Origin of the sequence: Paremcibacter congregatus (assembly GCF_006385135.1) — a bacterium.
Classification (GTDB): Bacteria; Pseudomonadota; Alphaproteobacteria; order Sphingomonadales; family Emcibacteraceae; genus Paremcibacter; species Paremcibacter congregatus.
The window spans coordinates 4,092,960-4,117,896 of the sequence record NZ_CP041025.1 but is presented as its reverse complement, the minus strand read 5'-3'; the positions used below and the strand labels follow the sequence as shown (position 1 = coordinate 4,117,896).

Sequence of the window (24,937 nt, the reverse complement as noted above, 5' to 3'; positions counted from 1 at the left end):
CCTATACATGGAAGCTTTCTCCGCAACCGCATCGACCTTTTTCATTGGGGTTAGAAAAGGTGAACCCACTTTGAAACTTCTCATCCTTATAATCCATTTCACTGCCAATCAGGTAAATCACGGACAAGGCATCAATAAACAAGGTAATGCCCCGGTCTTCAATCTTTTCATCAGTCGGATTAATCTGATCAACATATTCCACTGTATAGGACAAGCCGTTGCAGCCTTTGGTCGAGGTGCCCAAACGAACACCATGACATGGCGTATCCCGGCTGGCTAAAATTTCCTGAACACGGGCTGCCGCTGCTTCGGTAATTGTAATCATCGGTTTCTCCTACATAAATCCCATTTCAAGACGTGCCGCTTCGCTCATCATATACATGGTCCATGGCGGGTCCCAAACAAGCTCCACATTGGCCCCCTTTACCCCAGGAACGCCCATGACTTTCAGCTCAACCTCGCCCGGCATGCTTTCCGCCACTGGACAGTGGGGGGTGGTCAAGGTCATGATAATTTCCACATTGGCGTCATCCGAGACATTCACTTCGTAAATCAGACCCAATTCATAGATATTAACCGGAATCTCCGGATCGTATATCTCGCGCAATTGCGCCACCACCTGTTCCTGAACGTCCTTGCGGGTATCTTCAGACAAAGGCAGTTGGTATTCTCCGGCAGCAGACAATGGTGCCAACGTCACCTCCGCGCCAGTTTCTGGTAAAGTTGTCTCAGGTGTTTTTTCTGGGGTCTCTTCCACGCTCTCATCCTGTTCGTCTTGCAAAAATTTCTTCAAAAAACTCATATTTGCACCTTTTAAGAAAAAATGCGATTGACCTTGTGCAATCCTTCGATCAGCCGGTCAATATCTTCAGTTGTATTATAAAGTCCTAACGACATCCGCGCGGTCGACGGAACATCAAAGAAATCCATCACCGGCTGGGCACAATGATGCCCTGTTCTTATGGCGATACCATCCTGATCAAGGATCGTACCAATATCATGAGGGTGCGCCAAATCCATGGTAAAGGAAATGATTCCCGCCATCTGGTCCGCCTGACTGATGATGTTCAGGCCTTCCACGGCCTGTAATCTTTCCAGTGCGTAGGCCAACAATTGATCTTCGTGAACACCAATATTGTCAAAGCCCAAATTCTCGAGATAATCGATTGCAGCGCCAAAACCGATTCCACCCGCAATATGGGGGGTCCCGGCCTCAAATTTATGCGGCAGATCATTATAAACCGTTTTTTCAAACGTAACAGAACGGATCATATCGCCTCCCCCCTGATACGGCGGCATGGCATTAAGTAACTCTTCCTTGGCATATAAAACCCCGACCCCGGTTGGGCCGTAAACCTTATGACCTGAAAAAACATAAAAATCCGCATCCAGCGCCTGTACATCAACCCGCATATGCGGCACAGCCTGACACCCATCCACCAGAACCTTGGCCCCAACCTTGTGGGCCGCTTCAATAATCTTTTTAAGAGGCGTTATGGTGCCAAGCGAGTTGGAAATATGCGTAATCGCGACCAACTTGACCTTTTCGCTCAACTGTTTTTCAAACTCATCAAAAAGAAAGTTGGCTTTATTATCAATAGGGGCCACCGTCAGGACAATATCCTTTTCATCCCGCAATATCTGCCACGGCACAATATTGGAATGGTGCTCCATACGGCTTAAGACAACTTCATCGTCGGCTTTAAGAAACTTACGGCCCCAGCTTTGCGCCACAAGATTGATCGCCTCTGTCGCCCCACGCACAAAAATGATCTCATGATCATGTTTGGCATTTATGAAATTCCTGATTTTCCCCCGGGCATCTTCATATTTCTGCGTGCCCACCTGAGACAGATAGTAAACCCCCCGATGAATATTGGCATATTCCTTGGCGTAACAGGTCTGTATAGCCTCCAGCACTGCCCGTGGTTTCTGGGCGCTGGCGCCGCTATCCAGAAACGTCAACGGCTTACCATAAATTTCCTGTTCGAATATGGGAAAGTCCTTGCGGATTTCCTCCACATTATAATTCACTTTTGACGTCATGACACCACCTGCGTATTTAACCAGCCGGCCGTCTTAGCCTTAAAGCTGTCCTTGAGCTTGTCATCCGAGAGATCGTCAAACACTTCAGAAATAAAGGCTTCCACCAAAAGTCCTTTGGCCGCCGCTTCATCCAGTCCTCTGGACTTCAGATAAAACAACTGGTCCGTATCCAGTTCTCCGACCGTTGCCCCATGGCTACACTTCACATCATCGGCATAGATCAGTAATTCCGGCTTGGCGTTGGCTTCCGCTTTACGACTGAGCAAAAGATTTTTGTTCGATTGATCGGCATTTGTCTTTTGTGCATCCTGAGCCACAACGACCTTGCCCTGGAAAGCCGAAGTCCCGCCCTCGTCCAGAACACCGCGGAACAGCTGATTGCTGTTGCAATGGGGCATATCATGATTGATACGGGTAAAAATGTCATGAGATTGCTTCACCCGGCCAAGATATGCACCGCGTAAATCCACCACAGCATTCTCGCCGGTGAAACTGTTGATCAATTCGGTGCGACTGACTTCAGCCCCAAGCTGCAGGCTCATTTGATTGAATTTGGCCTCCGCCGCAACACTACTGTGCAATTCGGTCATATGGATGGCCTGACGTCCCTGAAGCTGAAACTGGTACAGTGACAACTCGGCCTTGGGGGCCAGTATTATGTCGCTGACCATATGGCTCCAGTACCGCTCTCCTTCAGCCCCAAGAAAACTTTCAATAATTTCCGCTTTGGCGCCGGCGCCAACATTGACCTGGGCACGGGTCCGCACAGCCTGCAAGTCAGTACCGCGTGTCACGATATGGATGATTTGTACAGGATGGGTTAACGTCTTTCCAGCGGGGACATCAATATGATACCCATCGGTGACCAGCGCCCTATTAAGATTATTCAACGGCGACGAATCTTCGACAGGAACCAACGTGCCTCTGAATTCTATCGTATTTTCAGAAAAAATAGCCACGTCAATTTCACGATCAGACGGGCAGAAGGACAGATTCTGGTTAATTATGCCATTGACAAAAACCAGAACATGTCCCGCCAGATCAGGACGATAAGCTTGATCAAAATACTGTTTTATTTCCTCTGCGTGATCCTCTTGCGTCGCCGGTGCAAAACCCTCAGACGTCAAAAAACCAAGCCGGGTATATTTCCATTCTTCAACCTTCGGCCCCGGTATGCCGACCATCGTAAATTTATCCATCGCCGCCTGACGGGTATCCAGCACCCAATCCTGCCCTGCCCCGGGCAACGTTTCCTTCACAGACTCAAAAGTATCCCGCAGTGCCGGATTATCCAAATGTAACTTCATTGCCATCTCAAATGACCCTTCATAATCCGTTTTACGCAGCAGTTTCTTCGATTCCAAGACCGGCATAACCATCCTGTTCCAGTTGCAACGCCAGGTTCTTATCGCCGGATTTCACAATCCGGCCCTTGGCCAGAACATGCACCATATCCGGAACAACATAATCCAGCAGGCGCTGATAATGGGTAATCATCAAAATCGACTTTTTTGCGCCCCGCAAACGGTTAATCCCGTCCGCAACAATTCTCAACGCATCAATATCAAGCCCGGAATCCGTTTCATCCAAAACCGCCAAACTCGGGTCCAGAACCGCCATCTGAACCATTTCGTTGCGTTTCTTTTCCCCACCAGAGAACCCCACATTGACCGGCCGTTTAAGCATTTCCGGATCCATATCCAGATCCTTGGCGCAGCTGCGTACAAGTTTCAGAAAATCAACGGCAGAAATTTCTTCTTCGCCACGGTACCGCCGCTGACTGTTCAATGCGGTACGCAGGAATGTCATATTGGATACGCCGGGGATTTCCACGGGATATTGAAAACCAAGGAAAAGGCCTTCACCCGCCCGCTCATGAGGCTCCATATCCAGAAGGTTCTTACCATTATAAATTACTGATCCATCAGTAATTTCATAACCGTCTTTTCCACAAATAGCATAGGACAAAGTACTTTTACCGGCCCCATTCGGCCCCATAATAGCGTGAACTTCCCCGTCATTAATGGTTAAATTTACCCCTTTAAGGATTTCCTTGCCGCCAACTGTGGCCCGTAAGTTCTTAATTTCCAACATATTTTATCTCTTTAATCTCGATTTTACTCTTGTCTCAACGCCAATCAAGTAGCCTTAGCCAACACTACCTTCCAGACTGATTCCCAGCAATTTTTGGGCTTCCACAGCAAATTCCATCGGGAGTTGTTGCATCACGTCTTTACAAAAGCCGTTTACAATCAACGCTACAGCATCCTCGGTTTCAAGACCGCGCTGCTGACAATAGAACAGCTGTTCATCGCTGATCTTCGACGTTGTCGCTTCATGTTCTATATGGGCTGTAGGGTTTTTCACCTCAATATAAGGCACCGTATGGGCGCCACAACGATCGCCAATCAACAGGCTGTCACATTGAGTGAAATTGCGCACATTTTCAGCACCAGGCATAACTTTCACCAATCCACGATAGGTGGCCTGGGATTTTCCGGCACTGATGCCTTTGGATATGATCGTACTAGAAGTATTTTCTCCAATATGAATCATCTTCGTGCCGGTATCGGCCTGTTGGTGATTATTTGTAATGGCGACAGAATAGAATTCGCCGACCGAATTATCCCCGATCAACAAGCAACTGGGGTATTTCCACGTGACTGCAGAACCGGTTTCCACCTGGGTCCAGGAGATCTTCGAATTTTTCCCCCGACAGGCCCCGCGTTTTGTGACAAAATTATAAATCCCGCCTTTGCCATCTTTATCACCCGGATACCAGTTCTGTACCGTCGAATATTTGATCTCCGCATCATCATGTGTCACTAATTCTACAACGGCGGCATGCAACTGATTCTCATCCCGCATCGGGGCGGTACAGCCCTCGAGATAAGAAACATAAGATCCTTCATCTGCTATAATGATCGTCCGCTCAAACTGGCCTGTATTGGCTTCATTAATGCGGAAGTATGTGCTGAGTTCCATGGGGCAACGCACCCCTTTGGGAATATAAACAAAGGTGCCGTCGGTAAAAACTGCACTATTCAGGGCCGCATAAAAATTATCGGCCACCGGAACCACGGATCCAAGATACTTCTGCATCAGTTCCGGGTAATCGTGAGCCGCCTCGGAAATTGAGCAGAATATAATCCCGGCTTCTTTCAGCTTTTTGCGAAACGTGGTCGCCACAGATACACTATCAAAAACAATATCAACCGCAACTCCCGCCAGAACTTCTTGTTCTTGAAGGGAAATTCCCAGTTTTTCATATGTTCTCAGCAATTCCGGGTCCACATCGGCCAGGCTTTGTGGCCCATCCTCCGAAGATTTCGGCGCAGAGTAATAATAAATGTCCTGGAAGTCGATCTCCGGATAATCCACCATCGCCCACGTCGGTTCTTCCATGGTCAACCACTTGGCATAGGCCTTCAGACGCCAGTCCAGTAACCACTGAGGTTCTTTTTTCTTGGCCGAAATAAAACGAATAACATCTTCATTCAGACCTTTAGGGGCCCGGTCTGTCTCAATATCCGTAACAAAACCGTACTTATACTCACTTGTTACATCTTCGACAGTCTGTTGAGCTTCTTCCGTTGCAACCATCTGGTTACCTCCTTACGCCACCGGCCTATGCCGATGCTAATGTCTTGATTTTTCGATCAAAGGCAGATCATCCATCCGCCCGTCCCCGACAAAATCCGGGACACTCTCAATCATATGAGACAGTAATACGCTGCCAAGCGCATCCTTTACCGCCTCGTTAATTCTGTACCACTGGCTACGTGTACCACAGGCCTGTATCCGATCACAATCTGACGCGCCGTGGTCGCCCAGACAGTTTGTCAGTTGAACCGGCCCGTCTACGGCTTCGATAATATGGGTGATGGTGATATCATTCGCCGCTTTCGCCAGCGCAAATCCGCCGTTTAATCCTCGGTGGGAAACCAAAAGGTTTGCGCGCACCATCGTGCCAAGAATTTTACTGACGGTCGGTAATGGTATCTGCGTCATGGCAGATAACCCGGCAGAAGAATGAACTTCTTCAGGTTTCAGCGCAATGCAACACATAAGCTCTACGGCGTAATCAGCCAGATTTGAAAGTTTTATCATCTCTAATCCCATCTCGCCAAATGGATTTTCCGGGCAAAGAGATTAGGCTTTCTATCCACAAAAGCCTTGCATCCCTTAATCCATACCAGTTTGGTACTTTATTAAATGGGCGTTATAGATACGAAAGTCAATGCTAATCGGACCAATTTGGTCATTTTAAGCTTAAAGTAATAATAATATTATTATATATCAATATTTTAACTTCTAATTCACATGAAGTAAAAGTAGAAAAAGTTCTTCTTTAAAAGCCTTCCCGGGCACTTAGTCGCTGACAAACGTCATCTAACTGCTCCAGAGTCTTATAGTGGAGTCGTAATTCCCCGCTTTCATCATTGTTAAATTCAATGAAGACTTTAAGCCCAAGCGCCAAAGAGAGATCATTTTCCAATGCCAATGTATCCGCATCTTTGTCCAGCTTATAGACATCTGACACCGCCGGGGTTTTTGCCCGGGGTTTAGTGATGCCTTTGCTCTTTTTTGAAATGGCCTCAACCTGCCGTACACTAAGGCCTTCATTGAGAATTCTTTGTGCCACGGCATCTGCATCCTCTACCGTGATCAAGGCTCTCGCATGGCCCATGCTCAATTTACCTTCTCCCACCAGGGCCTGGACCGTTTCCGGCAAGGCCAAAAGACGTAAGATATTGGCAATATGGCTGCGGCTTTTTCCGACAATATGGCCCAATTGTTCCTGGGTATGATTAAATTCTTCCATCAGGCGTTTATATCCAAGAGCTTCCTCAATCGGACTCAGGTCATGGCGTTGGATATTCTCAATCAGCGCAATTTCCAGCGCTTCGCCATCGGACATTTCCCGAATAATCACCGGGACACGGTGTAATCCTGCTGCCTGGGACGCGCGCCAACGCCGTTCCCCCGCAATAATTTCATACTCGTCAAGATCTCCTCGCTGCCGTACCAAAAGTGGTTGGAGGATTCCCCGGTCTTTAATCGACTGTATCAAATCAGCCGATTTCTGTTCATCGAAATAAAACCTCGGCTGATAAGGATTTGGTACGAGAAATTCAATAGGCAATTCTCTATCGCGCGGCACATTACCCGCCGAAATATCGGCATACTCTTTATCCGTAGAACCAAGTAATGCGGATAAACCACGCCCTAACCCTTTGGGGTTGCTTGTTTTTTCTTTTGTTGTCATGTGAAACGCATTCCTAGAATTTAATTTAGTATTTTAAGCAGCCTTAACAGATTCCCGACGTAACAACTCAGAAGCCAATCGGATATAGGCCTGACTCCCGGTGCATTTATAGTCATACAGCAATACAGGTTTGCCATGTGACGGTGCCTCGGAAATCCGTACATTGCGGGGAATAACCGTTTTAAAGACTTTTTGTCCCAAATGACCGCGGACATCATTGGCGACCTGACCAGACAGGTTATTGCGGCCATCAAACATGGTCAAAACAACGCCTTCAATTTCCAAAGCCGGATTAAAGTTGGCTTTCACTGTCTCAATGGTCCGCAACAACAAGCTTAAACCCTCCAGTGCAAAGAATTCACACTGCAACGGCACAATCACTGAATGCGCTGCTGCCAAGGAATTAAGGGTCAAAAGGCTTAGAGAGGGCGGGCAATCAATCAGAACGTAATCGAACTGATCGATCACGGGGTCCTGTAGTGCTTTACGCAGTCGATAGGTGCGTTGACTTTCCGCTACGAGCTCGAGTTCGGCGCCAGCCAAATCCACCGTTGAAGACACCAAAGATAACCCTGGCACAATAGACTCTACAATCGCCTGGGAAATTTCGATTTCTCCCATAAGAACTTCATAGACACTGTTATCTCGATTATCACGGGCACTTCCAATACCGGTGCTGGCGTTACCTTGGGGATCCATATCAACAATCAGTACTTTTTTCTTGGCCGCAACCAAAGCTGTCGCCAAATTTATCGTGGTCGTGGTTTTGCCCACACCCCCTTTTTGATTGGCGAGCGCAATGATTTCCGTTCTCTTCGAGCCTGTGGATAACTGTGTGGACATAACCTTCTCAACTCCCTTATTTTACAACACTCAAAGCCTTTATATGACTGACTTTGAGTATCATACCGGTTTCTTCGGTCGCGCTTGTGAACTTTTCAACTTGAAAGTCCCAGTTTTGTCTTGCCTCGGCTATTTCCTGTTCCGCAATTTGACCTTTTAAAAACAGACAAATGGTATCATCAGATATAAAGTTGCGGCTCAAATCAAATAACTTGTCGAGCGACGCACAAGCTCGTGAAATGATATAATCCACAGGGAAAGAAGAAAGTTTCTCTGCCCGTTCATTATGGATGGTGGCCTGGCATTGAGTTTCCCGGATGACCTGCCGCATGAACGCGCATTTTTTATTGTTACTTTCCACCATGTGAAAATCACCGATGCGACACATAGAGAGTAACAGACCGGGAAAGCCTGCACCACTGCCAATATCCAAAATCGTCAGTTTCCCGATTCGATCCGCGTCGAAATGTTGTTTTAGCTGAAAACTATCATAAACATGTCGCGTCCACAGGTCAGGTAACGTAGAATCGCTGACCAAATTGATCTGTTTCTGCCATTTAACCAGCAGATTCGCATATTTTCGGATATTTTCCATGGTTTCACGTGAAACACCACTGACATTGAAAAAACGTTCTTCCGTAAAGTGGGCTGGATAATCATGATCAGACATGCGCTCTGTTCTCTTTTCTTTTAACAAACCGCAACAAACTGTTAAGCGCGACCGGTGTTACCCCTGAAATTCGTGCAGCAGAACCCAATGTAGCTGGCTTGGCGTGAACCAGCTTCTCTCGAACCTCGTTAGACAACCCACCGATTTCTGCATAATCCAGATCCGCTGGCAGAAGAAGGTCTTCATCCTTACGAAATGCTCGAATATCGGCCTCCTGCCGTGAGAGATAGGCGCTGTAGGTGGCATCTATTTCTATTTGTTCCACAATTTCTGCCGGTATTTTTCCAAGCTCCGGCCAGACCTTCACCAAATCTGTCATAGAAACAGAAGGATAGGACAACAAGGTTTTTGCCGACCGTCGAACCCCGTCCTGATTAATCTTCAAACCAAAGCCCTGTGCCTTACTGGGACTAAGACTAAATCCCTCAACCATTGCCGTATATTTGTCCAATTCCCCGACCTTCCGATCAAAGACATCCTGCCGCTCGGCACCAATCACGCCATATTCTTTGCCAAGTGGTGTCAGTCGCTGATCCGCATTATCAGCCCGCAATCGTAATCGGTATTCCGCCCGGCTGGTGAACATACGATAAGGCTCCCGTGTCCCTTTCGTCACCAGGTCGTCAATCATAACTCCTATATAGGCATCCGCACGGTCAAGGATAAACTCTGACGATCCCCCCGCCGCACGGGCCGCATTAAAGCCGGCTACCAATCCCTGTGCTGCCGCTTCCTCATATCCTGTAGTGCCATTGATCTGGCCAGCCAGGTAGAGGCCGGGCAGTTTTTTTGTTTCAAGAGTTACACGCAATTCACGTGGATCAACAAAGTCATACTCGATGGCATATCCACATTGCTTTATGATCACATTTTCCAGACCGGGAATGCTTTTTATGAAAGCATGTTGTACATCTTCCGGCAGTGACGTTGAAATACCGTTGGGGTAAACCGTATCATCATCAAGACCTTCCGGTTCAAGAAAAATCTGGTGCTGGGTTTTGTCGGCAAAGCGTACCACTTTATCTTCTATAGAAGGGCAATAGCGTGGCCCCACTCCCTCAATATTACCACTGTACATCGCCGATTTTGCCAGGTTATCCCTGATGATTGTATGGGTTTTCTCGGTCGTATACGTAATATGACAAGGAATTTGCGGTACTGAAATACTTCTATTCATAAAGGAAAACGGTACCGGCGGCGTATCCCCTGGCTGCACCGTACAAACAGACCAGTCAATGGTTTTACCATCAAGCCGGGCTGGTGTTCCGGTTTTCAGCCGGTCCAGGGTAAAACCCGCCCGTAAAAGGGTTTCCGACAATCCCAACGAAGGCGCCTCCCCAACCCGCCCGGCTGGAATCTGCTGATCGCCAATATGAATCATGCCGCGTAAGAATGTGCCGGTCGTCAAAATCACCCGCCCCGCGCGAATCTCTTCGCCCTCTCCCGTAATAACACCGGAAACAATTTGACCAGTTTCCTGTTTTTCCACAATCAAATCTTCAACCGCAGCGCCCTTCACATCAAGAGAAGGGTAATTCATAATCAAGTCCTGCATGGCTTGCCGGTAAAGTTTACGATCCGCCTGGGCCCGCGGCCCCTGCACTGCGGGACCTTTACGCTTATTCAACATTCGAAACTGGATACCCGCATCATCAATCACCCGGCCCATCACACCATCAAGAGCATCAATTTCTCGCACCAGGTGACCTTTACCCAGACCGCCAATCGCCGGATTACAGGACATTTCACCGATGGTATTCATTTTATGGGTAATCAACAATGTTTTTGCCCCAAAACGCGCGGAAGCCGCTGCGGCTTCACAGCCGGCATGCCCGCCCCCGATTACAATAACGTCATAATGAAACATGTAAAAACACCTTGATAAACCAGTATGAATCGCTTAAGCATCACAGTCCGATCCAAGCGAAGGACGGACTCTAGTTTTTTCATAAAATAAAGTCAAAGCCTGATTTTGATAAGGGCTTAAAAGAGCGATCATACCGCTCTTGTAATGTTTCACGTGGAACATAAAAGATTAACAAAATGTTAACGACCCGAAAGCGTCTATATTTATAGCGCTACATTAGTTTTTACTTACCGATGCAAAACTCTGAAAAAATTACGTCGAGAATATCTTCAACATCAACGCGCCCAGTAATAGCGCCCAAACTACGCGCCGCCATACGCAGATCTTCCGCCAAAAGAACCAGTTCTTTTCCCGAACCATCCCTGAAACGGTCCAAATGCTCAAGACAGTTATACAAAGCTTCCCGATGGCGCCCCCGGGTCAGGTTTGGCGTATCCGTCAGCTCCATTCGTTTTTCAACTTCGTCAGACAGCAGCTGTAAAAATTCAGAAGTCCCCTCTTCTTGTTTCGCTGACACCGGTAAGACGGCAATGCAATCCAGCCCATAAGGCTTCGGGATCTGATCACCCAACACCGCCTGATCAGATTTATTCAGCAAAATAATACTGTCGCCATCTACCCGACGGCTCAGTCTTTCCGGCATCTGAGGCCAGGCAGCCGCTTCAACCATAATAATTTTTATACCAGCCTTTTCTGCTCTGCTTTCTGCCCGACGGATGCCTTCAGCCTCTATGACATCTCCACTCTCACGGATGCCCGCCGTATCGACGATTGTCACTGGAAAGCCCGAAATATCAAGATGGACCTCCAAAACATCCCGGGTCGTTCCTGCTATATCGGAAACAATAGCCACGTCCCGGCGAGAAAGAAAATTCAGTAAAGTAGACTTTCCAATATTAGGTTCGCCAAGAATCACTACTTGCAAACCATCACGAATGCGCTCTCCTTTAAAACCATCACCCATATGGTCAATAATCTTGGCACGCAGTTTTTCAACAATAGGCGCAACTTGCTCGGCTACATCATCGGGTACCTCCTCATCGGCAAAATCAATATCCGCCTCAAGATAGGCCATCGCATGAATTATTTCAGCGCGCCATCCTTCATAAAGGGTGGCCAGGCTTCCCTCCATTAAGCGTAACGCCTGTCGCCTTTGGGCCTCGGTTTCAGCATTGATCAAATCCGCCAGCCCTTCGGCTGCGGTTAAATCCATTTTGCCATGATCAAAAGCCCGTCGTGTAAATTCGCCAGGAAGCGCCGATCTCAACCCTTCAACTTTTGCTAAAGCGTCGAGAAAACCACCTACAACAGCCCGCCCTCCGTGAATGTGAAATTCAGCAACATCCTCGCCGGTAAAACTTTTCGGCCCCTCAAAATAAAGCAGTAATCCATGATCCAGGCGCACATTTGTCAAAGGATCCCGAAACCAACATAGGTGTGCTTCACGTGAAACAGGCATGACCTTTCGCCCAGTTAGTTTTAAAACCGCCGCACGGGTTTCTGGACCTGACAGGCGAATAACTGAAACTCCAGCCCGGCCTTTACCGCTGGAAAGCGCATAAATAGTTTCTGTACTCATTCTATCTTTTGCCCTAGTAAATTTTACTGTTCTTACTCTTTATTGCCTTTGGCGGCCTGCCAGAACATGCTTTGAAAGGCTTCCATGTTTTTCTGCATATTTTGCCCCATGGTTTCCCCTGTAGCGCTTAACCCTGGCTTCATCCACAGATTAAACATCTTTTCCAGGTCTTCTGCAGACAGGCCTGAAGCCATTTTTTCCTGCATCTGCGCCATAAAAGCATCCTGAAGCGGCTTTATATCAGGCAACCCCAAAAATGCCCGCGCTTCTGTCGGGCTGCAATCAATATCAATGGTGATCTTCATGGTTATCATTCCCTTGAAAAATTTTGAGTGGTCTGGTTACAGTATATCTGACAAAAATCCTACCCTATAATAAAAAACACGACAGGTGTCAGCTTAACAGCCCTAAATATATCTATTAGATATATATACAAAGAATTGCCCATATCGCATATTTAAGTTAAACAACACTAACATTTTCAGCGAGAAAGAAAAATATGGCCCAGCTCTCCTTCCACAGCCCGATTGGCGACTTAACAATAAGCGAAGAGGATGGTTATATCGTGTCTCTTGATTGGGGATGGTCGCCTTTCTCTGAAGAAACTCCGCTTCTTGTAACCTGTAAAGCCGAACTGGATGATTATTTTGACGGATTAAATCCAAGTTTCTCAGCCCCCCTGGCCACTACCGGTACAGATTTCCAAAAACAGGTCTGGCAAATCATGCAGAAAATTCCCTACGGCAAGACCATGACATATGGCGAAGTTGCTGCAAAACTCGGCTCCCATGCGCGCGCCGTCGGAACAGCTTGTGGTATGAACCCCATCCCTGTTTTAATTCCTTGCCATCGCATCATGGGACAGAATGGAAAGCTAACCGGCTTTTCAGGCGGAGAAGGTGTAGAAACCAAGCGTTTTCTTCTAGATCTCGAACGCGCTACATCTCCTCAAAGAGATACTTTGCTCTGATACCACTATTATTCTGCCAGTGCTTCTTCTGCGGCATCTATTTTTTCAATTTTAAAATTAAGATAGCCGTACAAGATGGAAACACACGGGCTTATAATATTGAAAAAGCAATAAGGAAAATACGCATATGTGGAGACCATCAACGTACCGGCCATAAAGGCCCCGCAGGTGTTCCAGGGGATCAGAACAGAAGTCACCGTCCCTGTATCCTCCAGGACACGCGATAGGTTTTTAGACGCCAATCCCCGTTCTTTAAATTCCAGCCGATACATGCGCCCCGGTAGAACAATCGAAATATATTGATCCGCCGCCAAAATATTAATACCGATGCAAGTCAACGCCGTGGTCAAAATCAGCGATCCCGTCGTTTGCGCCAAATGTATCGTACTATCGACAATACGCCTCAACATGCCTAGCTTTTCGATAATAGACCCAAAAGTGATTGCTGATATCACAAGCCAGATCGTATTTAACATGCTTGCCATACCGCCTCTGCTGAGCAAGCTGTCCATATCCGCATTCCCGGTATCAGCCGTATATCCCCCGAACAAGGCACGCCATACCCCGTCAAATAAATTCACCGCCGTCACATAGTCCGCTTTCACAAAACTTAAAATCGTGTCCTGTTGAAAAATAACAGCAAATATGCCCCCCACTAAAGCGCCAATCATTATTGTGGGAAAGGCGGGATAACGCTTAAAAGCCAGATAAAAAACAATCCCCATAGGAATTAAAAGATGTAACCCGATATTAAAATTCTGGTCCAAAACATTCAGTCTATCCTGAATGTTAATATTCACTGCCGCGGTTTCCGTGTTCAAACCAATAATCAGATACAGAATTAATGCAATACTAATGGCCGGTACCGTCGTCCATATCATATGTCTAATATGGGTAAATAAATCTGTTCCGGCTACTGCAGGCGCCAGATTTGTTGTGTCCGATAACGGGGACATCTTATCGCCAAAGTATGCCCCTGAAATAATTGCCCCTGCAGTAATTTCAGGAGAAAGGCCCAGACCGGCTGAAATCCCGATCAACCCGACGCCAACTGTCCCGGCTGTTGACCAACTGCTGCCAATACTGATTGCTGTAATGGCACATAATACACAGGCCGTAAAATAAAAGAAATCCGGATTAATAACCTGAAGCCCGTAATAAATCATTGCCGGGACGGTACCAGACAAAACCCACGTTCCAATCAAGGCCCCTACCATAAGAAGGATAAGAATGGCATTTATGGTATTGCCCACCCCATGGGCAATGGCTTTTTCAATTTCACGCCACTTAAAGCCATAGAATTTGCCAATCAGCAAAGCCACCCCGCCGCTCATTAACAGCGACATTTGACTTGCTCCGCTCTGGGTATCATCGCCATATAAATAAACAGATATGATCAACAATCCCACCAGGGTTATTACTGGAATAATCGACGCTAACAAGCTAACTTTTTGCGCTGAATTTTGCTCAACTGACATGAATGATCTATCCCATGTTTTGATTTATTTTCTTTTTTATCCGGAAACTATAAGCAAGAGATCTTCAAAAGTATAGAAACTTGTGACACACAAAAAAAAAGCGCCCTATCAAGGCGCTTTCCTGTTTAATCTAAAATGTAAATTGGCAACATTTAGTTATTCATTGAATTATAAAATTCATCGTTATTTTTGGTATCCTTGATTTTACCCAGCAGGAATTCCATAGCGTCAACAGATCCCATAGGCATGAGGATCCGGCGCAGAACATACATTTTCGCCAAAGTAGATTTATCCAGAAGAACTTCTTCTTTTCGTGTCCCGGACTTGGTAATATCAATCGCCGGGAAGACACGTTTGTCGCTGACCTTACGGTCCAGAACGATTTCAGAGTTACCGGTTCCTTTAAACTCTTCAAAAATGACTTCATCCATACGGCTTCCGGTATCAATCAGCGCCGTTGCAATAATGGTCAAAGATCCCCCTTCTTCTACATTACGCGCCGCCCCGAAAAATCTTTTTGGCCGTTGCAGGGCATTGGCATCAACACCCCCTGTCAAAACCTTACCGGAACTTGGAATAACTGTATTATAGGCTCGAGCAAGACGTGTAATACTATCAAGCAAGATCACGACATCCCTCTTATGCTCTACCAGGCGTTTTGCTTTTTGAATCACCATTTCAGCCACTTGCACATGGCGCGTTGCTGGCTCGTCAAAAGTAGAACTGATCACTTCGCCATTCACAGACCGACGCATATCGGTCACCTCTTCCGGACGCTCATCAATTAACAATACGATCAGGAAAAGCTCCGGATGGTTTTCTGTCAATGCGTGAGCGATATTCTGAAGAAGAACGGTTTTACCTGTGCGGGGCGGGGCAACGATTACCGCGCGCTGGCCTTTCCCGATCGGCGACACCAGATCAATAACCCGGGCTGAATTATCCTTGACGCTTGGGTCTTCACGGTCAAGTTTGAATTTTTCATCAGGATGAAGCGGGGTAAGACTGTCAAAGTGAACTTTATGACGGCTCGCTTCCGGAGCTTCATAGTTAAGGGTCGAAACTTTCAGCAATGCAAAATAACGTTCCCCTTCTTTTGGACCGCGGATATGGCCTTCGACCGTATCCCCTGTGCGCAGACCAAAGCGTCTGATCTGGCTCGGGCTAACATAAATATCATCGGGACCCGGTAGGTAGTTGGCCTCAGGAGAGCGCAAAAATCCAAACCCGTCTTGCAAAACCTCAATCACACCGCCTCCGGTGATCTCCTCGCCTTTTTCCGCCATGGCTTTCAGGATGGCGAACATCATGTCTTGTTTACGTAAATTGCTCGCATTTTCAACACCAAGCTCTTCAGCCAGGATCAGAAGATCGCTAGGGGATTTCTTTTTGAGTTCCAAAAGATTCATAAGGATAGGTCCAGATCGGATTGTTTAAAAGGGTAAAGGATATAATAAGAGGCGCCGCAGGGGGGCTTAATGATAAAATTATGTCGTTAAAACTGAAGTAACGATGGAAATGATAAAATGAATGTCTCGGTTGATGAGCTTATATAAGCATAATAGTGTAAAAGTTCGATTAAAGAAAGACCGTTTTGTACTTTTCCATTTTATATCTGTCAAGCCTTTAAAAAGGCTTCAGGATCACCAGAAAAACGATGGCAATCATTAATAGTGTCGGAACCTCATTTACTTTGCGGAAGAAATTTTCACTGTGGGTATTTTCATCACGGGCAAATAGCTTCCGCCACCGGGATAGATATCCATGAAACCCGCTCATAAGAATAACACAGAAAAATTTTATCTGAAACCAGAGATCCCCCCACAGATCGTGACCAAACGCCATGCACAATCCAAATATCCAAGCGAAAATCATTGCCGGATTAATGATAATACGCAACAGTTTTCGTTCCATTTCCTTGAACATTTCAGAGGCTTCTGACCCCTCTTCCAATCGGCAATGATAAACAAAAAGCCGCGGCATATAAAACATTCCGGCCATCCAGCTAATCACGGCAATAATATGCAGGGCCATGAAATAACGATAATATTCAGCAAAAAAATCAATCATTAAAAGCACTCCGCGTCAAATGGGCAAGGGCCTTAATATACTCTGGTTGACATCCAATAGCAGGCACCCTGACATAATCTTTTGCCCCCAGCTCGGTGGCCATTTCACGATATTCAATATCAAGTTCCACTAAAGTTTCAGAATGTTCGGAAACAAAGGCAATTGGTACAATGATAATTCCTTTGTCGTCTGATACCGTTTGTTTTATAGCATCTTCGGTATAAGGCTCAATCCATTTCAACGGCCCTACCCGACTTTGAAAACACAGCATATGGTCCGGATTTCCCAATTTTTCCTGAACCAGACGGCAGGTCATTTCTATTTGATCCCGGTAGGGGTCCCCCGCTTCAATAATTTTTTCCGGTAACCCATGAGCAGAATATAAAATTCGGTAATTTTCAGGATGATCAAGCTTGGCCCTAACATCTTCAATAACCTTTACCTGAGCAGCAATATAGTTTTCCTGATCAGGATATTGCCTCACAGCGCGGTAAGGCATAGTTAAACCTGCCGTGACGGCACTTTTCATCCAATCAATAAAAGACGATCCTGTCGTGGTAATGGAATAATGGGGATAAAGTGGTAACAATACGATGCGATCCGGGGTGAAGGCTGCAACTTTTTGTGCGGTCTCGCCCGAAACCGGAGTCCAGTACCGCATAGAAATAAAACAGCGATATGTGGTATCACCAGACAGATTAAGCAGTTCCTCCAGCGCCGATGCTTGCGCTTCGGTTTGTGGTAAAATAGGAGATTTTCCCCCCATCTGCTTATAAATTTCTTTGGCTATCGGCGCGCGACGGCTTGAAATCAGCTTCGCAACGACCCAGCGCAATGGATTTTTCAGGGCAATAATCGCCGGATCATAAAACAGATTAAACAGAAACGGTTTTACAGCCTTAAGACTGTCGGGCCCGCCAAGATTAAACAGAACAACAGCAACTTTTTGTTTTTCGTGACAGTCCGCCATTATTTTTTTCTGTAAGCCTTCACAATTTCAGAAACCCGCGCTACATTTTCCGGGGGGGTCTGCGGCACAATGCCATGGCCCAGATTAAAGATAAAGGGCCCGTTGCCCAGTGTATCAAGAATTTCAATAACACGTTTTTCCAAAGCCTCTCCACCGGCAACCAAAAGCAACGGGTCAAGATTTCCCTGTACCGGACATAGCGGTTGAATATTATCACGAACATATTCAAGTGGCATGGTGGTATCAATTGAAACGGCTGAAACTCCAGTCTCGCTTATATATTCAGGATAGCGGCAACCTGCGCCCCGTGGAAAGCCAATAACAGGGATATCCTTATCCACGGCCCGAATATTCTCAATGATGCGCCTTACGGGCTCTATGGCCCATTTACGGAACTGATCATCCGGAAGATTACCGGCCCAGGTGTCAAACAACTGAATAACTTCTGCTCCCTGATGGATTTGCCTTATCAGATATTCAGAAGTTGCCGTAATCAGAAGATCAATAAGACGTTCAAAAACATCTTCCTGCTGAAAAGCCATAGAGCGTGCCGCCGCCTGATCAGGCGATCCGTGACCTTGCACCATGTAGGTTGCAACAGTCCAGGGGGCGCCGGCAAATCCAATAAGTGTTGTTGTTTCGGGAATTTCTGTACTCAGGCGTTTTACCGTTTCATACACGGGCGCCAGATGATCATGAAACCCTTCCATGCTAAGCAAGGCAAGCTTTTCAGCTGTATCAACCGGTGTCAGAACAGGTCCTTCGCCTTGACGAAATTCCAAATGCTGCCCCAAAGCTTGGGGAACAACAAGAATATCTGAAAATAATATGGCGGCATCCATTTGATAGCGTCTTAAGGGCTGTAATGTAACTTCAACAGCGAACTCAGGAGAGTAGCAAAGGTCGAGAAACGAACCTGCGGTTTTCCGACGTTCCATATATTCCGGTAAATAACGTCCAGCTTGACGCATGTACCAAAAAGGGACCTTGTCACTGGGCTGGGAATTAAGTGTTTGAAGAAAAAGTTTGTTATTTGACATATTTACTTACCGTGGGTTCTTTGTGTCCGATATTGGCTTTTTAAGGCCTAAAAGTTATTCAGGTTTCTTTCTCTACTATCTTATTTATTTATAAATAAAAAGTAGTAGTGGTAGTGGATGCCTGTGTGTCATGGGGATTAATAGTTATCCCCAGAACCATGGACAGAAAAAACACTGAAATTTATGTTTATCACATAGCGGTTTTGAAAGAATAAGTCTATGTATAAGGCCAAAATATAACGATTTTAACAATGTGAATAATGGGGATATTAATCATAAGGCCTAAATTGATCGAAAAAAACTCATCGGTTTCCCCAGGCCAGAAAAAAAGTTATCCTCCTCTGGATAACCTGACGTATATAAAAACAACTAGGTGTGTGGAAAATGGCAGTTTGGCAAAAAAGCCGAGTTATCCCCATAATTCTATTTTATCCTAATTTTGTAAATGTAACGCTGTAATAAAGTGACCGAGGAAAAATATATATGAAAGAAGTGCATCTTCATTTGGTTTCCGATGCAACCGGCGATACTTTGGAACAGGTGGCTAAGGCTGCTCTGGCGCAATTTCCTGAATTTACCGCAAAAAAGCATTATTGGCCGATGATCCGGACGGCCCGCCATATGGAACGCCTTATTCCGGAGTTGGCTGAAAAACCGGGTATTGTAATGTTTACCCTGGTCAATCAGGATATTGAAAAGGTTTTGATCCACGCCTGTGAAGAACATAACTGGCCATATATTTCTGTTCTGCATGGCATTATTCGTGAACTGGGTCGTCACTTAGGGGCAAAAAGTATAGCCCGTCCTGGTCTGCAGCATAAAATGAATGATGAATATTTCGAACGCATTGACGCAATGCAATACACGTTACTGCATGATGATGGACAGTATCCAGAAGGTCTGAAAGAGGCGGATATTATCCTGGTTGGGGTTTCGCGAACATCAAAAACGCCGACTTGTGTATATCTTGCGAATAAGGGAATGAAAACGGCCAATGTACCGATTGTTCCCAATCAACCATTACCAAAAGAACTGGAAAATATTGAAGGAAAATTTGTCGTTGGGTTGGTGAATAGTGTTGATCGCCTGGTACAGATCCGCCGCAATCGACTGTTATCGTTGAAGGAAGAAAAGGAAACCACATATGTGGATGAAGACCATATCAAACAGGAAGTGCAACAAGCACGGCGTCTGATGACAAGCCGGGGCTGGCCGGTGATTGATGTCACCCGCCGCTCAATTGAGGAAACCGCAGGTGCGATCATGAAACTGAAATATAAATTTGACGATGATAAAGAAAAAGATGTTGAAAAATGATCTCCCCTCTCTTGTTTTAGCTTCAGCCAGTCGGTCTCGGCGACAGATGCTGGAAAAGGCTGGCATTGAGTGTATCACCCAGGCCGCGGATATTGACGAAGGGGCTGTGAAAATCAGGCTTCAGGCTTCAGGCGCCGGCCCGGAAGAGATATCGGAAGCTTTGGCGGTGGAAAAAGCCAGAGTGGTGGCACAGGATCATCCGGGAAAGGTTATTCTGGGAGGAGATCAAATTCTGGTCTGTGAGGGCAGGCTCTTTGACAAGCCGGTTAATCGAGAGGAAGCGGCGACACATTTAGCCTTTTTCAGAGGGAAACAGCATTATCTTTACACCTCATATGCCTTGTTAAGGGGGGATCAGGTGTTAACGTGTGAGACAGTACGGCCCCGCCTGGTAATGCGGGATTTTTCAGCTGATTTTCTTGAGGATTATCTTGATCGGTCTGGGGACAAAATACTGTCGAGCGTTGGCGGCTATCTCCTGGAAGATTTGGGATCACAATTATTTTCCGAGATTGAAGGGGATTATTACGCCATATTGGGATTACCATTGTTACAGGTAATGCGGGATTTAAGAGCATTGAAGATTTTAAAATCATGACACAACATGAAAGCAAACATATGCAGGCAGGTGTGGTGGGCTGGCCGATCGGGCATTCCCTGTCGCCAAGGCTTCATGGTTATTGGCTGCGAGAACACGGAATAGATGGTGATTATCAGGCTTATGCCGTCAAACCGGAAAACCTGAAGGATTTTATCAGGTCACTGCCGGCGCAGGGAATTTGCGGTGTTAATCTGACCGTGCCGCACAAGGAACTGGTATTTCCTTTTCTTAATTATATCGATGACCTGGCGCGCAAGATCGGGGCGGTTAATTTTGTGCGGGTTGAAGATGACAAACTATATGGCGGCAATACGGATGGCTACGGTTTTCTAACAAATTTGCAGGAAAACGCCCCGACATGGCGGCCAACAGCAGGCCCGGTGGCTATTATTGGTGCGGGTGGCGCGGCGCGAGCGGCAGTAGTCAGTCTGTTGGAATCCGGGGTGCCCGAGGTTCGTTTGTATAACCGGACGAAGTCGCGGGCGGAGAAACTCGGGCAAATTTATGCAGAGTATTATGATCCTGCAAGACTGACGGTGGGTGACTGGGTGGATTTGTCGTCCGGTTTGTCTGATATTACCTTGCTTGTCAATACAACCACTCTCGGGATGAAAGGCCAACCACCATTGGAGATTGATTTATCGCGGTTGCCGAACACAGCTGTGGTTTATGACATTGTCTATAACCCGCTTGAAACGGATTTGTTGCGGGCCGCGCGAGAGCGGGGAAATGTTATCGTGGATGGGCTTGGCATGTTGCTTTATCAGGCGGCGCCAGCTTTTGAAGCCTGGTTTGGTCAAAAGGTAAAGGTTGATCCGGCTGTACGTCACTATGTTTTGAAAGGCCTTGAAGTATGACGGACATTATTTTGTTGGGTCTTACCGGTTCGATTGGGATGGGGAAATCGGAAACCGCAAAAATGTTCAGGCGGATGGATATCCCGGTATTTGATTCCGATCAGGCGGTGCATGAGCTTTTGGGTCCTGGTGGAGCAGCGGTATCTGCCGTGGCAAGGGCGTTTCCCGGCGTAGAAACGGGGCAAGGGATTGATCGAAAGAAACTCGGGGCGCAGGTTTTCGGTGATGGAGCGGCCTTGAAAAACCTTGAAGCGATTTTGCATCCCCTTGTGTCAGCAAAACGGCAGCAATTTCTCAGGCAGGCGGCGATGACGGGTCATGATATGGCGGTTGCGGATGTCCCGTTACTTTTTGAAACGAACGGGGATCAGGTGTGCGATTATACCGTGGTGGTGTCAGCCGCCCCCGAGGTGCAGCGGCAGAGGGTTTTGGCACGCCCAGGAATGAGTCTGGAAAAATTCGAACAAATTTTGTCAAAGCAGATGCCGGATGAGGAGAAACGACACCGGGCGGACTTTATCGTTCAAACCGACCGGGGGATAGAGTATGCTGAAACTCAGGTGCGGGAACTCATTGCGGCGATCAGAGAAAAAAATCCCGTGAAAGATAACAAATAGGCGGATGTGATATGCGGGAAATTGTTTTTGATACGGAAACAACAGGGTTTGATCCATTTAATGGTGACCGGTTGGTTGAAATTGGTTGTGTTGAGGTGGAAAACTTTCTTCCCACAGGTAACGTCTATCATCAATATGTGAACCCGGAACGGGATATGCCGGAAGGCGCTTTCAAAATTCATGGATTAAGCGAGGAATTTCTCAAAGGCTACCCCACCTTCGCGGAAATCTATGCAGAATTTGTTGATTTTGTTGGGGACGCCAACCTGGTGGCCCATAATGCCGATTTCGATATGAAGTTCATAAATTATGAACTCTCGCAGGTCGGGCATAGCGAGTATCCCAAAACAAGAGCGATTGATACGCTCAATATGGCCCGCCGCAAGTTTCCTGGTTCACCCAATACACTTGATGCATTGTGTAAACGGTTTTCCGTTGATAATTCCAATCGCATCAAGCATGGCGCCTTACTCGATGCGGAACTTCTGGCAGAAGTTTATTTGGAATTGCGCGGTGGCCGTCAACGGGGTCTGGAACTGGATACGGCAAAAAAGTCAGCCGCAGATACAGAAACAGTCGCGACGAAACCCCGCATTCTTCGTGAAGCAAGGCCCCATGCGCCGAGTGCTGAAGAGCTGCTGCGTCACGCAGAGTTTGTTGCTAAAATTGGTGAAGAAGCCCTGTGGCATAAAGTAAAAGCATAAAAAACCCCCCGATTGCATTGTTCGGAGGGTTTTTTTATTTATCTGTAAAACAACTAGTTTACAATAACGTCGTTCTCAGCGGCTTGCTGGGCCTGGGCTTGTTGAATCTGCTGCTGATAAAGGGCGGCGAAATCAATAGGCTCCAGCATCAGAGGCGGGAAGCCGCCATCGCGGGTTACGTCTGAAATTATCCGACGGGCGAAGGGGAACAATTGACGTGGTGCTTCGATCATCAAGAACGGCTGCAGTGTATTTTCTGGCAGATTTTTGGCAGCGAACAGGCCGGAATAAACCAACTCGGATACAAAAGCGGTGTCTTCACCGGCTTTTGCAGTTGCTGTAATTTTCAGATCAACTTCATACACATCTTCGCCGACGCCGCGGGCGTTTAGGTTCACATTGATGTCCATGGAAGGTTTTTCCTGCGACAGTTTTTGTAATGTCTGTGCCGGAGTCGGGTTTTCAAAGGACAGGTCCTTGATATATTGACCCAGAATGGCGATCTGCACTTCGGTATTTTCAGTACCTGCTGCGGCATCTACATTTGTGTTTTCAGTTTCATCTGACATACTAAATATCCCAATAGCTATAGGTTCGGTTATTATAAAAACAAGTTGGCTAACATGGATTCTGTTTCAGCACAAGCTGAACATGGTCCATTCATTAAAATAGCTGCCATATACGGTTATTTCGGCCTTTTGTCGCATTCATGGTCGGTATCATGGTCAATATTTCGCGGTCTGTCTGCTGTTTTCGGTTCTTCTTCAAATTCCCCTTCGATAATGGTACCAGTGTAATATTCATTCTGGTTCGGGTGATTTGAGCGATAAAATGTCGTACCGACATTTCGCAGAATGCTTTTTCCCAAAAAATTCCTAATGGGTTCAATGGCTAGCAATACGGCAATGCTGTCAGTGATAAAGCCAGGCAGCAGGAAAAAGAGGCCGGCTATCAGCAGGAAAAAACCGTGAGTAATTTCTTCGACGGGGCTTTCACCGCGCTGCAATGTTTCATGCATACGGTTCATGACGACCAATCCCTGTTGTTTAATCAGATAAACCCCGATCACCGCAGTAAGAATTGTCAGCAACAGGGCCGGAAATCCCCCGATGGCGTCACCGACTTCCATAAAGACAAGAAATTCCAGATAAGGCACGGCAAGCAGGATAAAAAGGGTCAATAAACGCATTAAAAAGGCCTTGGAATATGAATTTAAACATTATTTGTTGGCTCGGCTTAAATGTTCTATTCAAATTTATTTCATTAAGCCTATATATAGACTATATAGGGTGTATGTGTTCATCTCCAAGGTATAAAGCAGGAAAAATATGCAGACTGAATCTGAAAGCTTTGAACTTATTATCATATTGGCGCTGGTCGCGGTATTTATTCTCTTTCAGTTGCGGCGGACTTTAGGCAAAAAAACGGGGTATGATCCGACAGAAGATCAAGGTGAAGACCGGGGAAAGAGGCCTTACCATAAAGAACAGAGCGAAGCGGATGATAATGTCATCTCGTTGCGCCCGGAAGCGGACAAGCCTGCCAAGGCGGTTAATCTTGGGCTGAGTAAGTCATCGCCTTTTTATGATGTTATTGAAAAAGTAAATCAGTTTGATTCTACTTTTAATTTACGCAGTTTCTTTGACGGGGCAGAATATGCTTACGACATGATCCTCAATGCTTTTTGGGACAAAGACCGTAAAAGTCTGCGCAGCATGCTTAGCCGGGAGGTTTTTGATCTGTTTGACGGTGCGATTACAGCCCTCGAAAAACAAAACCGGCATCAGAAAAACCGGTTGATGGATATTGAGAAAATTGACCTGGTGGATGCGACATTGAGCGGATCCATGGCTGAAATTACGGTCGAGTTCACAAGTCATATGATTATGTCGACGGTGGATGAGAATGATAGGGTTGTTGAAGGTGATCCGGACCGGGCGATTAAAATCATAGACATCTGGACATTTTGTCGCGATGTCAAAAGCGCCGATCCTAACTGGACGCTGGTGGCGACACGTACGGGGTAACCGTTCCCTGAA

General features: G+C 46.5%; 27 protein-coding genes. 7 read left to right on the top strand and 20 right to left on the bottom strand.

All coding sequences use genetic code 11. From position 1 onward, the window contains the following. Window position 1 precedes the first annotated feature (1 nt). From FIV45_RS18035 to FIV45_RS17975, 13 genes are all read right to left on the bottom strand, one after another. On the bottom strand, window positions 2–325 hold the full coding sequence (locus FIV45_RS18035) for a HesB/IscA family protein (protein WP_099474169.1): 324 nt from the start codon (window positions 323–325) through the stop codon (window positions 2–4). Between the two features lie 9 nt (window positions 326–334). Beyond that, on the bottom strand, window positions 335–802 hold the full coding sequence (locus FIV45_RS18030) for an SUF system Fe-S cluster assembly protein (protein ID WP_099474171.1): 468 nt from the start codon (window positions 800–802) through the stop codon (window positions 335–337). 11 nt (window positions 803–813) lie between these two features. Beyond that, window positions 814–2,046, bottom strand: coding sequence for an aminotransferase class V-fold PLP-dependent enzyme (locus FIV45_RS18025; protein WP_099474173.1), 1,233 nt, complete (start codon window positions 2,044–2,046; stop codon window positions 814–816). After that, window positions 2,043–3,359: a Fe-S cluster assembly protein SufD gene (gene sufD, locus FIV45_RS18020; protein WP_165777054.1), complete on the bottom strand. Its 1,317-nt coding sequence runs from the start codon at window positions 3,357–3,359 to the stop codon at window positions 2,043–2,045. Before sufD ends, FIV45_RS18025 begins: the two co-directional genes overlap by 4 nt. 25 nt (window positions 3,360–3,384) lie before the next feature. Further along, a complete protein-coding gene (gene sufC / locus FIV45_RS18015; RefSeq protein WP_099474177.1) occupies window positions 3,385–4,140 on the bottom strand; it encodes a Fe-S cluster assembly ATPase SufC in 756 nt (251 codons plus the stop codon). A gap of 54 nt (window positions 4,141–4,194) precedes the next feature. After that, a complete protein-coding gene (gene sufB / locus FIV45_RS18010; protein WP_099474179.1) occupies window positions 4,195–5,649 on the bottom strand; it encodes a Fe-S cluster assembly protein SufB in 1,455 nt (484 codons plus the stop codon). A 36-nt stretch (window positions 5,650–5,685) separates the two neighbouring features. Then, complete coding sequence (locus FIV45_RS18005; RefSeq protein WP_165777055.1) at window positions 5,686–6,156, bottom strand: SUF system Fe-S cluster assembly regulator; 471 nt, start codon at window positions 6,154–6,156, stop codon at window positions 5,686–5,688. Between the two features lie 241 nt (window positions 6,157–6,397). Further along, window positions 6,398–7,315 (bottom strand): ParB/RepB/Spo0J family partition protein, encoded by a 918-nt coding sequence (locus FIV45_RS18000; protein WP_099474183.1) that lies wholly within the window; start codon window positions 7,313–7,315, stop codon window positions 6,398–6,400. Between the two features lie 33 nt (window positions 7,316–7,348). Next, window positions 7,349–8,158 carry a ParA family protein gene (locus FIV45_RS17995; RefSeq protein WP_099474185.1) on the bottom strand — a complete coding sequence of 270 codons (810 nt, stop codon included), beginning with the start codon at window positions 8,156–8,158 and terminating at the stop codon, window positions 7,349–7,351. 16 nt (window positions 8,159–8,174) lie between these two features. Further along, on the bottom strand, window positions 8,175–8,828 hold the full coding sequence (gene rsmG / locus FIV45_RS17990) for a 16S rRNA (guanine(527)-N(7))-methyltransferase RsmG (RefSeq protein WP_099474187.1): 654 nt from the start codon (window positions 8,826–8,828) through the stop codon (window positions 8,175–8,177). After that, window positions 8,821–10,695, bottom strand: coding sequence for a tRNA uridine-5-carboxymethylaminomethyl(34) synthesis enzyme MnmG (gene mnmG, locus FIV45_RS17985; RefSeq protein ID WP_099474189.1), 1,875 nt, complete (start codon window positions 10,693–10,695; stop codon window positions 8,821–8,823). Before mnmG ends, rsmG begins: the two co-directional genes overlap by 8 nt. 223 nt (window positions 10,696–10,918) lie before the next feature. After that, window positions 10,919–12,274: a tRNA uridine-5-carboxymethylaminomethyl(34) synthesis GTPase MnmE gene (mnmE, locus tag FIV45_RS17980; RefSeq protein WP_099474191.1), complete on the bottom strand. Its 1,356-nt coding sequence runs from the start codon at window positions 12,272–12,274 to the stop codon at window positions 10,919–10,921. Between the two features lie 32 nt (window positions 12,275–12,306). Next, a complete protein-coding gene (locus tag FIV45_RS17975; protein WP_099474193.1) occupies window positions 12,307–12,579 on the bottom strand; it encodes a DUF6489 family protein in 273 nt (90 codons plus the stop codon). Between the two features lie 194 nt (window positions 12,580–12,773). On the opposite strand from FIV45_RS17975, the gene FIV45_RS17970 reads away from it, so the two are divergent. Then, entirely contained in the window at window positions 12,774–13,244 is a 471-nt protein-coding gene (locus FIV45_RS17970; RefSeq protein WP_099474195.1) for a methylated-DNA--[protein]-cysteine S-methyltransferase, read from the top strand. An 8-nt stretch (window positions 13,245–13,252) separates the two neighbouring features. Here FIV45_RS17970 and nhaC read toward each other — a convergent pair whose 3' ends face one another. The 5 genes from nhaC to hemE form a co-directional block, all read right to left on the bottom strand. After that, complete coding sequence (nhaC, locus tag FIV45_RS17965) at window positions 13,253–14,722, bottom strand: Na+/H+ antiporter NhaC (protein WP_099474197.1); 1,470 nt, start codon at window positions 14,720–14,722, stop codon at window positions 13,253–13,255. A 152-nt stretch (window positions 14,723–14,874) separates the two neighbouring features. After that, a complete protein-coding gene (gene rho, locus FIV45_RS17960) occupies window positions 14,875–16,131 on the bottom strand; it encodes a transcription termination factor Rho (RefSeq protein WP_099474199.1) in 1,257 nt (418 codons plus the stop codon). 217 nt (window positions 16,132–16,348) lie between these two features. Beyond that, the gene (hemJ, locus tag FIV45_RS17955) at window positions 16,349–16,792 is read right to left on the bottom strand and encodes a protoporphyrinogen oxidase HemJ (RefSeq protein ID WP_099474201.1); all 444 of its coding nucleotides are present in this window, start codon (window positions 16,790–16,792) and stop codon (window positions 16,349–16,351) included. Further along, window positions 16,785–17,762 (bottom strand): ferrochelatase, encoded by a 978-nt coding sequence (gene hemH, locus FIV45_RS17950; RefSeq protein WP_099474203.1) that lies wholly within the window; start codon window positions 17,760–17,762, stop codon window positions 16,785–16,787. Before hemH ends, hemJ begins: the two co-directional genes overlap by 8 nt. Continuing rightward, complete coding sequence (hemE, locus tag FIV45_RS17945; RefSeq protein ID WP_099474205.1) at window positions 17,762–18,802, bottom strand: uroporphyrinogen decarboxylase; 1,041 nt, start codon at window positions 18,800–18,802, stop codon at window positions 17,762–17,764. Before hemE ends, hemH begins: the two co-directional genes overlap by 1 nt. A gap of 483 nt (window positions 18,803–19,285) precedes the next feature. Here hemE and FIV45_RS17940 point away from each other — a divergent pair, with 483 nt between their 5' ends. Genes FIV45_RS17940 through dnaQ form a run of 5 tightly spaced genes read left to right on the top strand, consistent with a single transcriptional unit; the run spans window position 19,286 to window position 22,898 of the window. After that, window positions 19,286–20,119 carry a pyruvate, water dikinase regulatory protein gene (locus FIV45_RS17940; RefSeq protein WP_099474206.1) on the top strand — a complete coding sequence of 278 codons (834 nt, stop codon included), beginning with the start codon at window positions 19,286–19,288 and terminating at the stop codon, window positions 20,117–20,119. Beyond that, window positions 20,106–20,717: a Maf family protein gene (locus tag FIV45_RS17935; protein WP_165777056.1), complete on the top strand. Its 612-nt coding sequence runs from the start codon at window positions 20,106–20,108 to the stop codon at window positions 20,715–20,717. The genes FIV45_RS17940 and FIV45_RS17935 overlap by 14 nt, the downstream gene beginning before the upstream one ends. Further along, window positions 20,714–21,577, top strand: coding sequence for a shikimate dehydrogenase (locus FIV45_RS17930; RefSeq protein WP_099474210.1), 864 nt, complete (start codon window positions 20,714–20,716; stop codon window positions 21,575–21,577). The genes FIV45_RS17935 and FIV45_RS17930 overlap by 4 nt, the downstream gene beginning before the upstream one ends. Beyond that, window positions 21,574–22,194, top strand: a complete 621-nt coding sequence (gene coaE / locus FIV45_RS17925) for a dephospho-CoA kinase (RefSeq protein WP_204602289.1) — start codon at window positions 21,574–21,576, stop codon at window positions 22,192–22,194. The genes FIV45_RS17930 and coaE overlap by 4 nt, the downstream gene beginning before the upstream one ends. 11 nt (window positions 22,195–22,205) lie before the next feature. Further along, window positions 22,206–22,898 (top strand): DNA polymerase III subunit epsilon, encoded by a 693-nt coding sequence (gene dnaQ / locus FIV45_RS17920; protein ID WP_099474212.1) that lies wholly within the window; start codon window positions 22,206–22,208, stop codon window positions 22,896–22,898. 53 nt (window positions 22,899–22,951) lie between these two features. On the opposite strand, the gene secB is transcribed toward dnaQ, so the two are convergent. Together secB and FIV45_RS17910 are read right to left on the bottom strand one after the other, a co-directional pair. Next, window positions 22,952–23,467: a protein-export chaperone SecB gene (gene secB, locus FIV45_RS17915; RefSeq protein ID WP_099474214.1), complete on the bottom strand. Its 516-nt coding sequence runs from the start codon at window positions 23,465–23,467 to the stop codon at window positions 22,952–22,954. A gap of 116 nt (window positions 23,468–23,583) precedes the next feature. Then, window positions 23,584–24,087 (bottom strand): FxsA family protein, encoded by a 504-nt coding sequence (locus tag FIV45_RS17910; RefSeq protein ID WP_099474216.1) that lies wholly within the window; start codon window positions 24,085–24,087, stop codon window positions 23,584–23,586. Between the two features lie 139 nt (window positions 24,088–24,226). Between FIV45_RS17910 and FIV45_RS17905 the strand changes: the two genes are divergently transcribed. After that, window positions 24,227–24,925: a Tim44/TimA family putative adaptor protein gene (locus FIV45_RS17905; RefSeq protein WP_099474217.1), complete on the top strand. Its 699-nt coding sequence runs from the start codon at window positions 24,227–24,229 to the stop codon at window positions 24,923–24,925. The last annotated feature ends 12 nt before the right edge of the window (window positions 24,926–24,937 follow it).

Bases quoted from the DNA above. Each gene is read 5' to 3' on its own strand.
- FIV45_RS17970 (WP_099474195.1), top strand. From the start codon at position 12,774: ATGGCCCAGCTCTCCTTCCACAGCCCGATTGGCGACTTAACAATAAGC.
- hemH (WP_099474203.1), bottom strand. From the start codon at position 17,762: ATGGCGGACTGTCACGAAAAACAAAAAGTTGCTGTTGTTCTGTTTAAT.
- rho (WP_099474199.1), bottom strand. From the start codon at position 16,131: ATGAATCTTTTGGAACTCAAAAAGAAATCCCCTAGCGATCTTCTGATC.
- FIV45_RS18000 (WP_099474183.1), bottom strand. From the start codon at position 7,315: ATGACAACAAAAGAAAAAACAAGCAACCCCAAAGGGTTAGGGCGTGGT.
- sufC (WP_099474177.1), bottom strand. From the start codon at position 4,140: ATGTTGGAAATTAAGAACTTACGGGCCACAGTTGGCGGCAAGGAAATC.
- hemE (WP_099474205.1), bottom strand. From the start codon at position 18,802: ATGTCAAATAACAAACTTTTTCTTCAAACACTTAATTCCCAGCCCAGT.
- FIV45_RS17910 (WP_099474216.1), bottom strand. From the start codon at position 24,087: ATGCGTTTATTGACCCTTTTTATCCTGCTTGCCGTGCCTTATCTGGAA.
- mnmE (WP_099474191.1), bottom strand. From the start codon at position 12,274: ATGAGTACAGAAACTATTTATGCGCTTTCCAGCGGTAAAGGCCGGGCT.
- FIV45_RS18025 (WP_099474173.1), bottom strand. From the start codon at position 2,046: ATGACGTCAAAAGTGAATTATAATGTGGAGGAAATCCGCAAGGACTTT.
- FIV45_RS17940 (WP_099474206.1), top strand. From the start codon at position 19,286: ATGAAAGAAGTGCATCTTCATTTGGTTTCCGATGCAACCGGCGATACT.
- dnaQ (WP_099474212.1), top strand. From the start codon at position 22,206: ATGCGGGAAATTGTTTTTGATACGGAAACAACAGGGTTTGATCCATTT.
- FIV45_RS17975 (WP_099474193.1), bottom strand. From the start codon at position 12,579: ATGAAGATCACCATTGATATTGATTGCAGCCCGACAGAAGCGCGGGCA.
- sufD (WP_165777054.1), bottom strand. From the start codon at position 3,359: ATGGCAATGAAGTTACATTTGGATAATCCGGCACTGCGGGATACTTTT.
- FIV45_RS17995 (WP_099474185.1), bottom strand. From the start codon at position 8,158: ATGTCCACACAGTTATCCACAGGCTCGAAGAGAACGGAAATCATTGCG.
- hemJ (WP_099474201.1), bottom strand. From the start codon at position 16,792: ATGATTGATTTTTTTGCTGAATATTATCGTTATTTCATGGCCCTGCAT.
- FIV45_RS18035 (WP_099474169.1), bottom strand. From the start codon at position 325: ATGATTACAATTACCGAAGCAGCGGCAGCCCGTGTTCAGGAAATTTTA.
- FIV45_RS18030 (WP_099474171.1), bottom strand. From the start codon at position 802: ATGAGTTTTTTGAAGAAATTTTTGCAAGACGAACAGGATGAGAGCGTG.
- FIV45_RS17905 (WP_099474217.1), top strand. From the start codon at position 24,227: ATGCAGACTGAATCTGAAAGCTTTGAACTTATTATCATATTGGCGCTG.
- mnmG (WP_099474189.1), bottom strand. From the start codon at position 10,695: ATGTTTCATTATGACGTTATTGTAATCGGGGGCGGGCATGCCGGCTGT.
- nhaC (WP_099474197.1), bottom strand. From the start codon at position 14,722: ATGTCAGTTGAGCAAAATTCAGCGCAAAAAGTTAGCTTGTTAGCGTCG.
- secB (WP_099474214.1), bottom strand. From the start codon at position 23,467: ATGTCAGATGAAACTGAAAACACAAATGTAGATGCCGCAGCAGGTACT.
- sufB (WP_099474179.1), bottom strand. From the start codon at position 5,649: ATGGTTGCAACGGAAGAAGCTCAACAGACTGTCGAAGATGTAACAAGT.
- rsmG (WP_099474187.1), bottom strand. From the start codon at position 8,828: ATGTCTGATCATGATTATCCAGCCCACTTTACGGAAGAACGTTTTTTC.
- FIV45_RS17935 (WP_165777056.1), top strand. From the start codon at position 20,106: ATGTTGAAAAATGATCTCCCCTCTCTTGTTTTAGCTTCAGCCAGTCGG.
- FIV45_RS17930 (WP_099474210.1), top strand. From the start codon at position 20,714: ATGACACAACATGAAAGCAAACATATGCAGGCAGGTGTGGTGGGCTGG.
- FIV45_RS18005 (WP_165777055.1), bottom strand. From the start codon at position 6,156: ATGATAAAACTTTCAAATCTGGCTGATTACGCCGTAGAGCTTATGTGT.
- coaE (WP_204602289.1), top strand. From the start codon at position 21,574: ATGACGGACATTATTTTGTTGGGTCTTACCGGTTCGATTGGGATGGGG.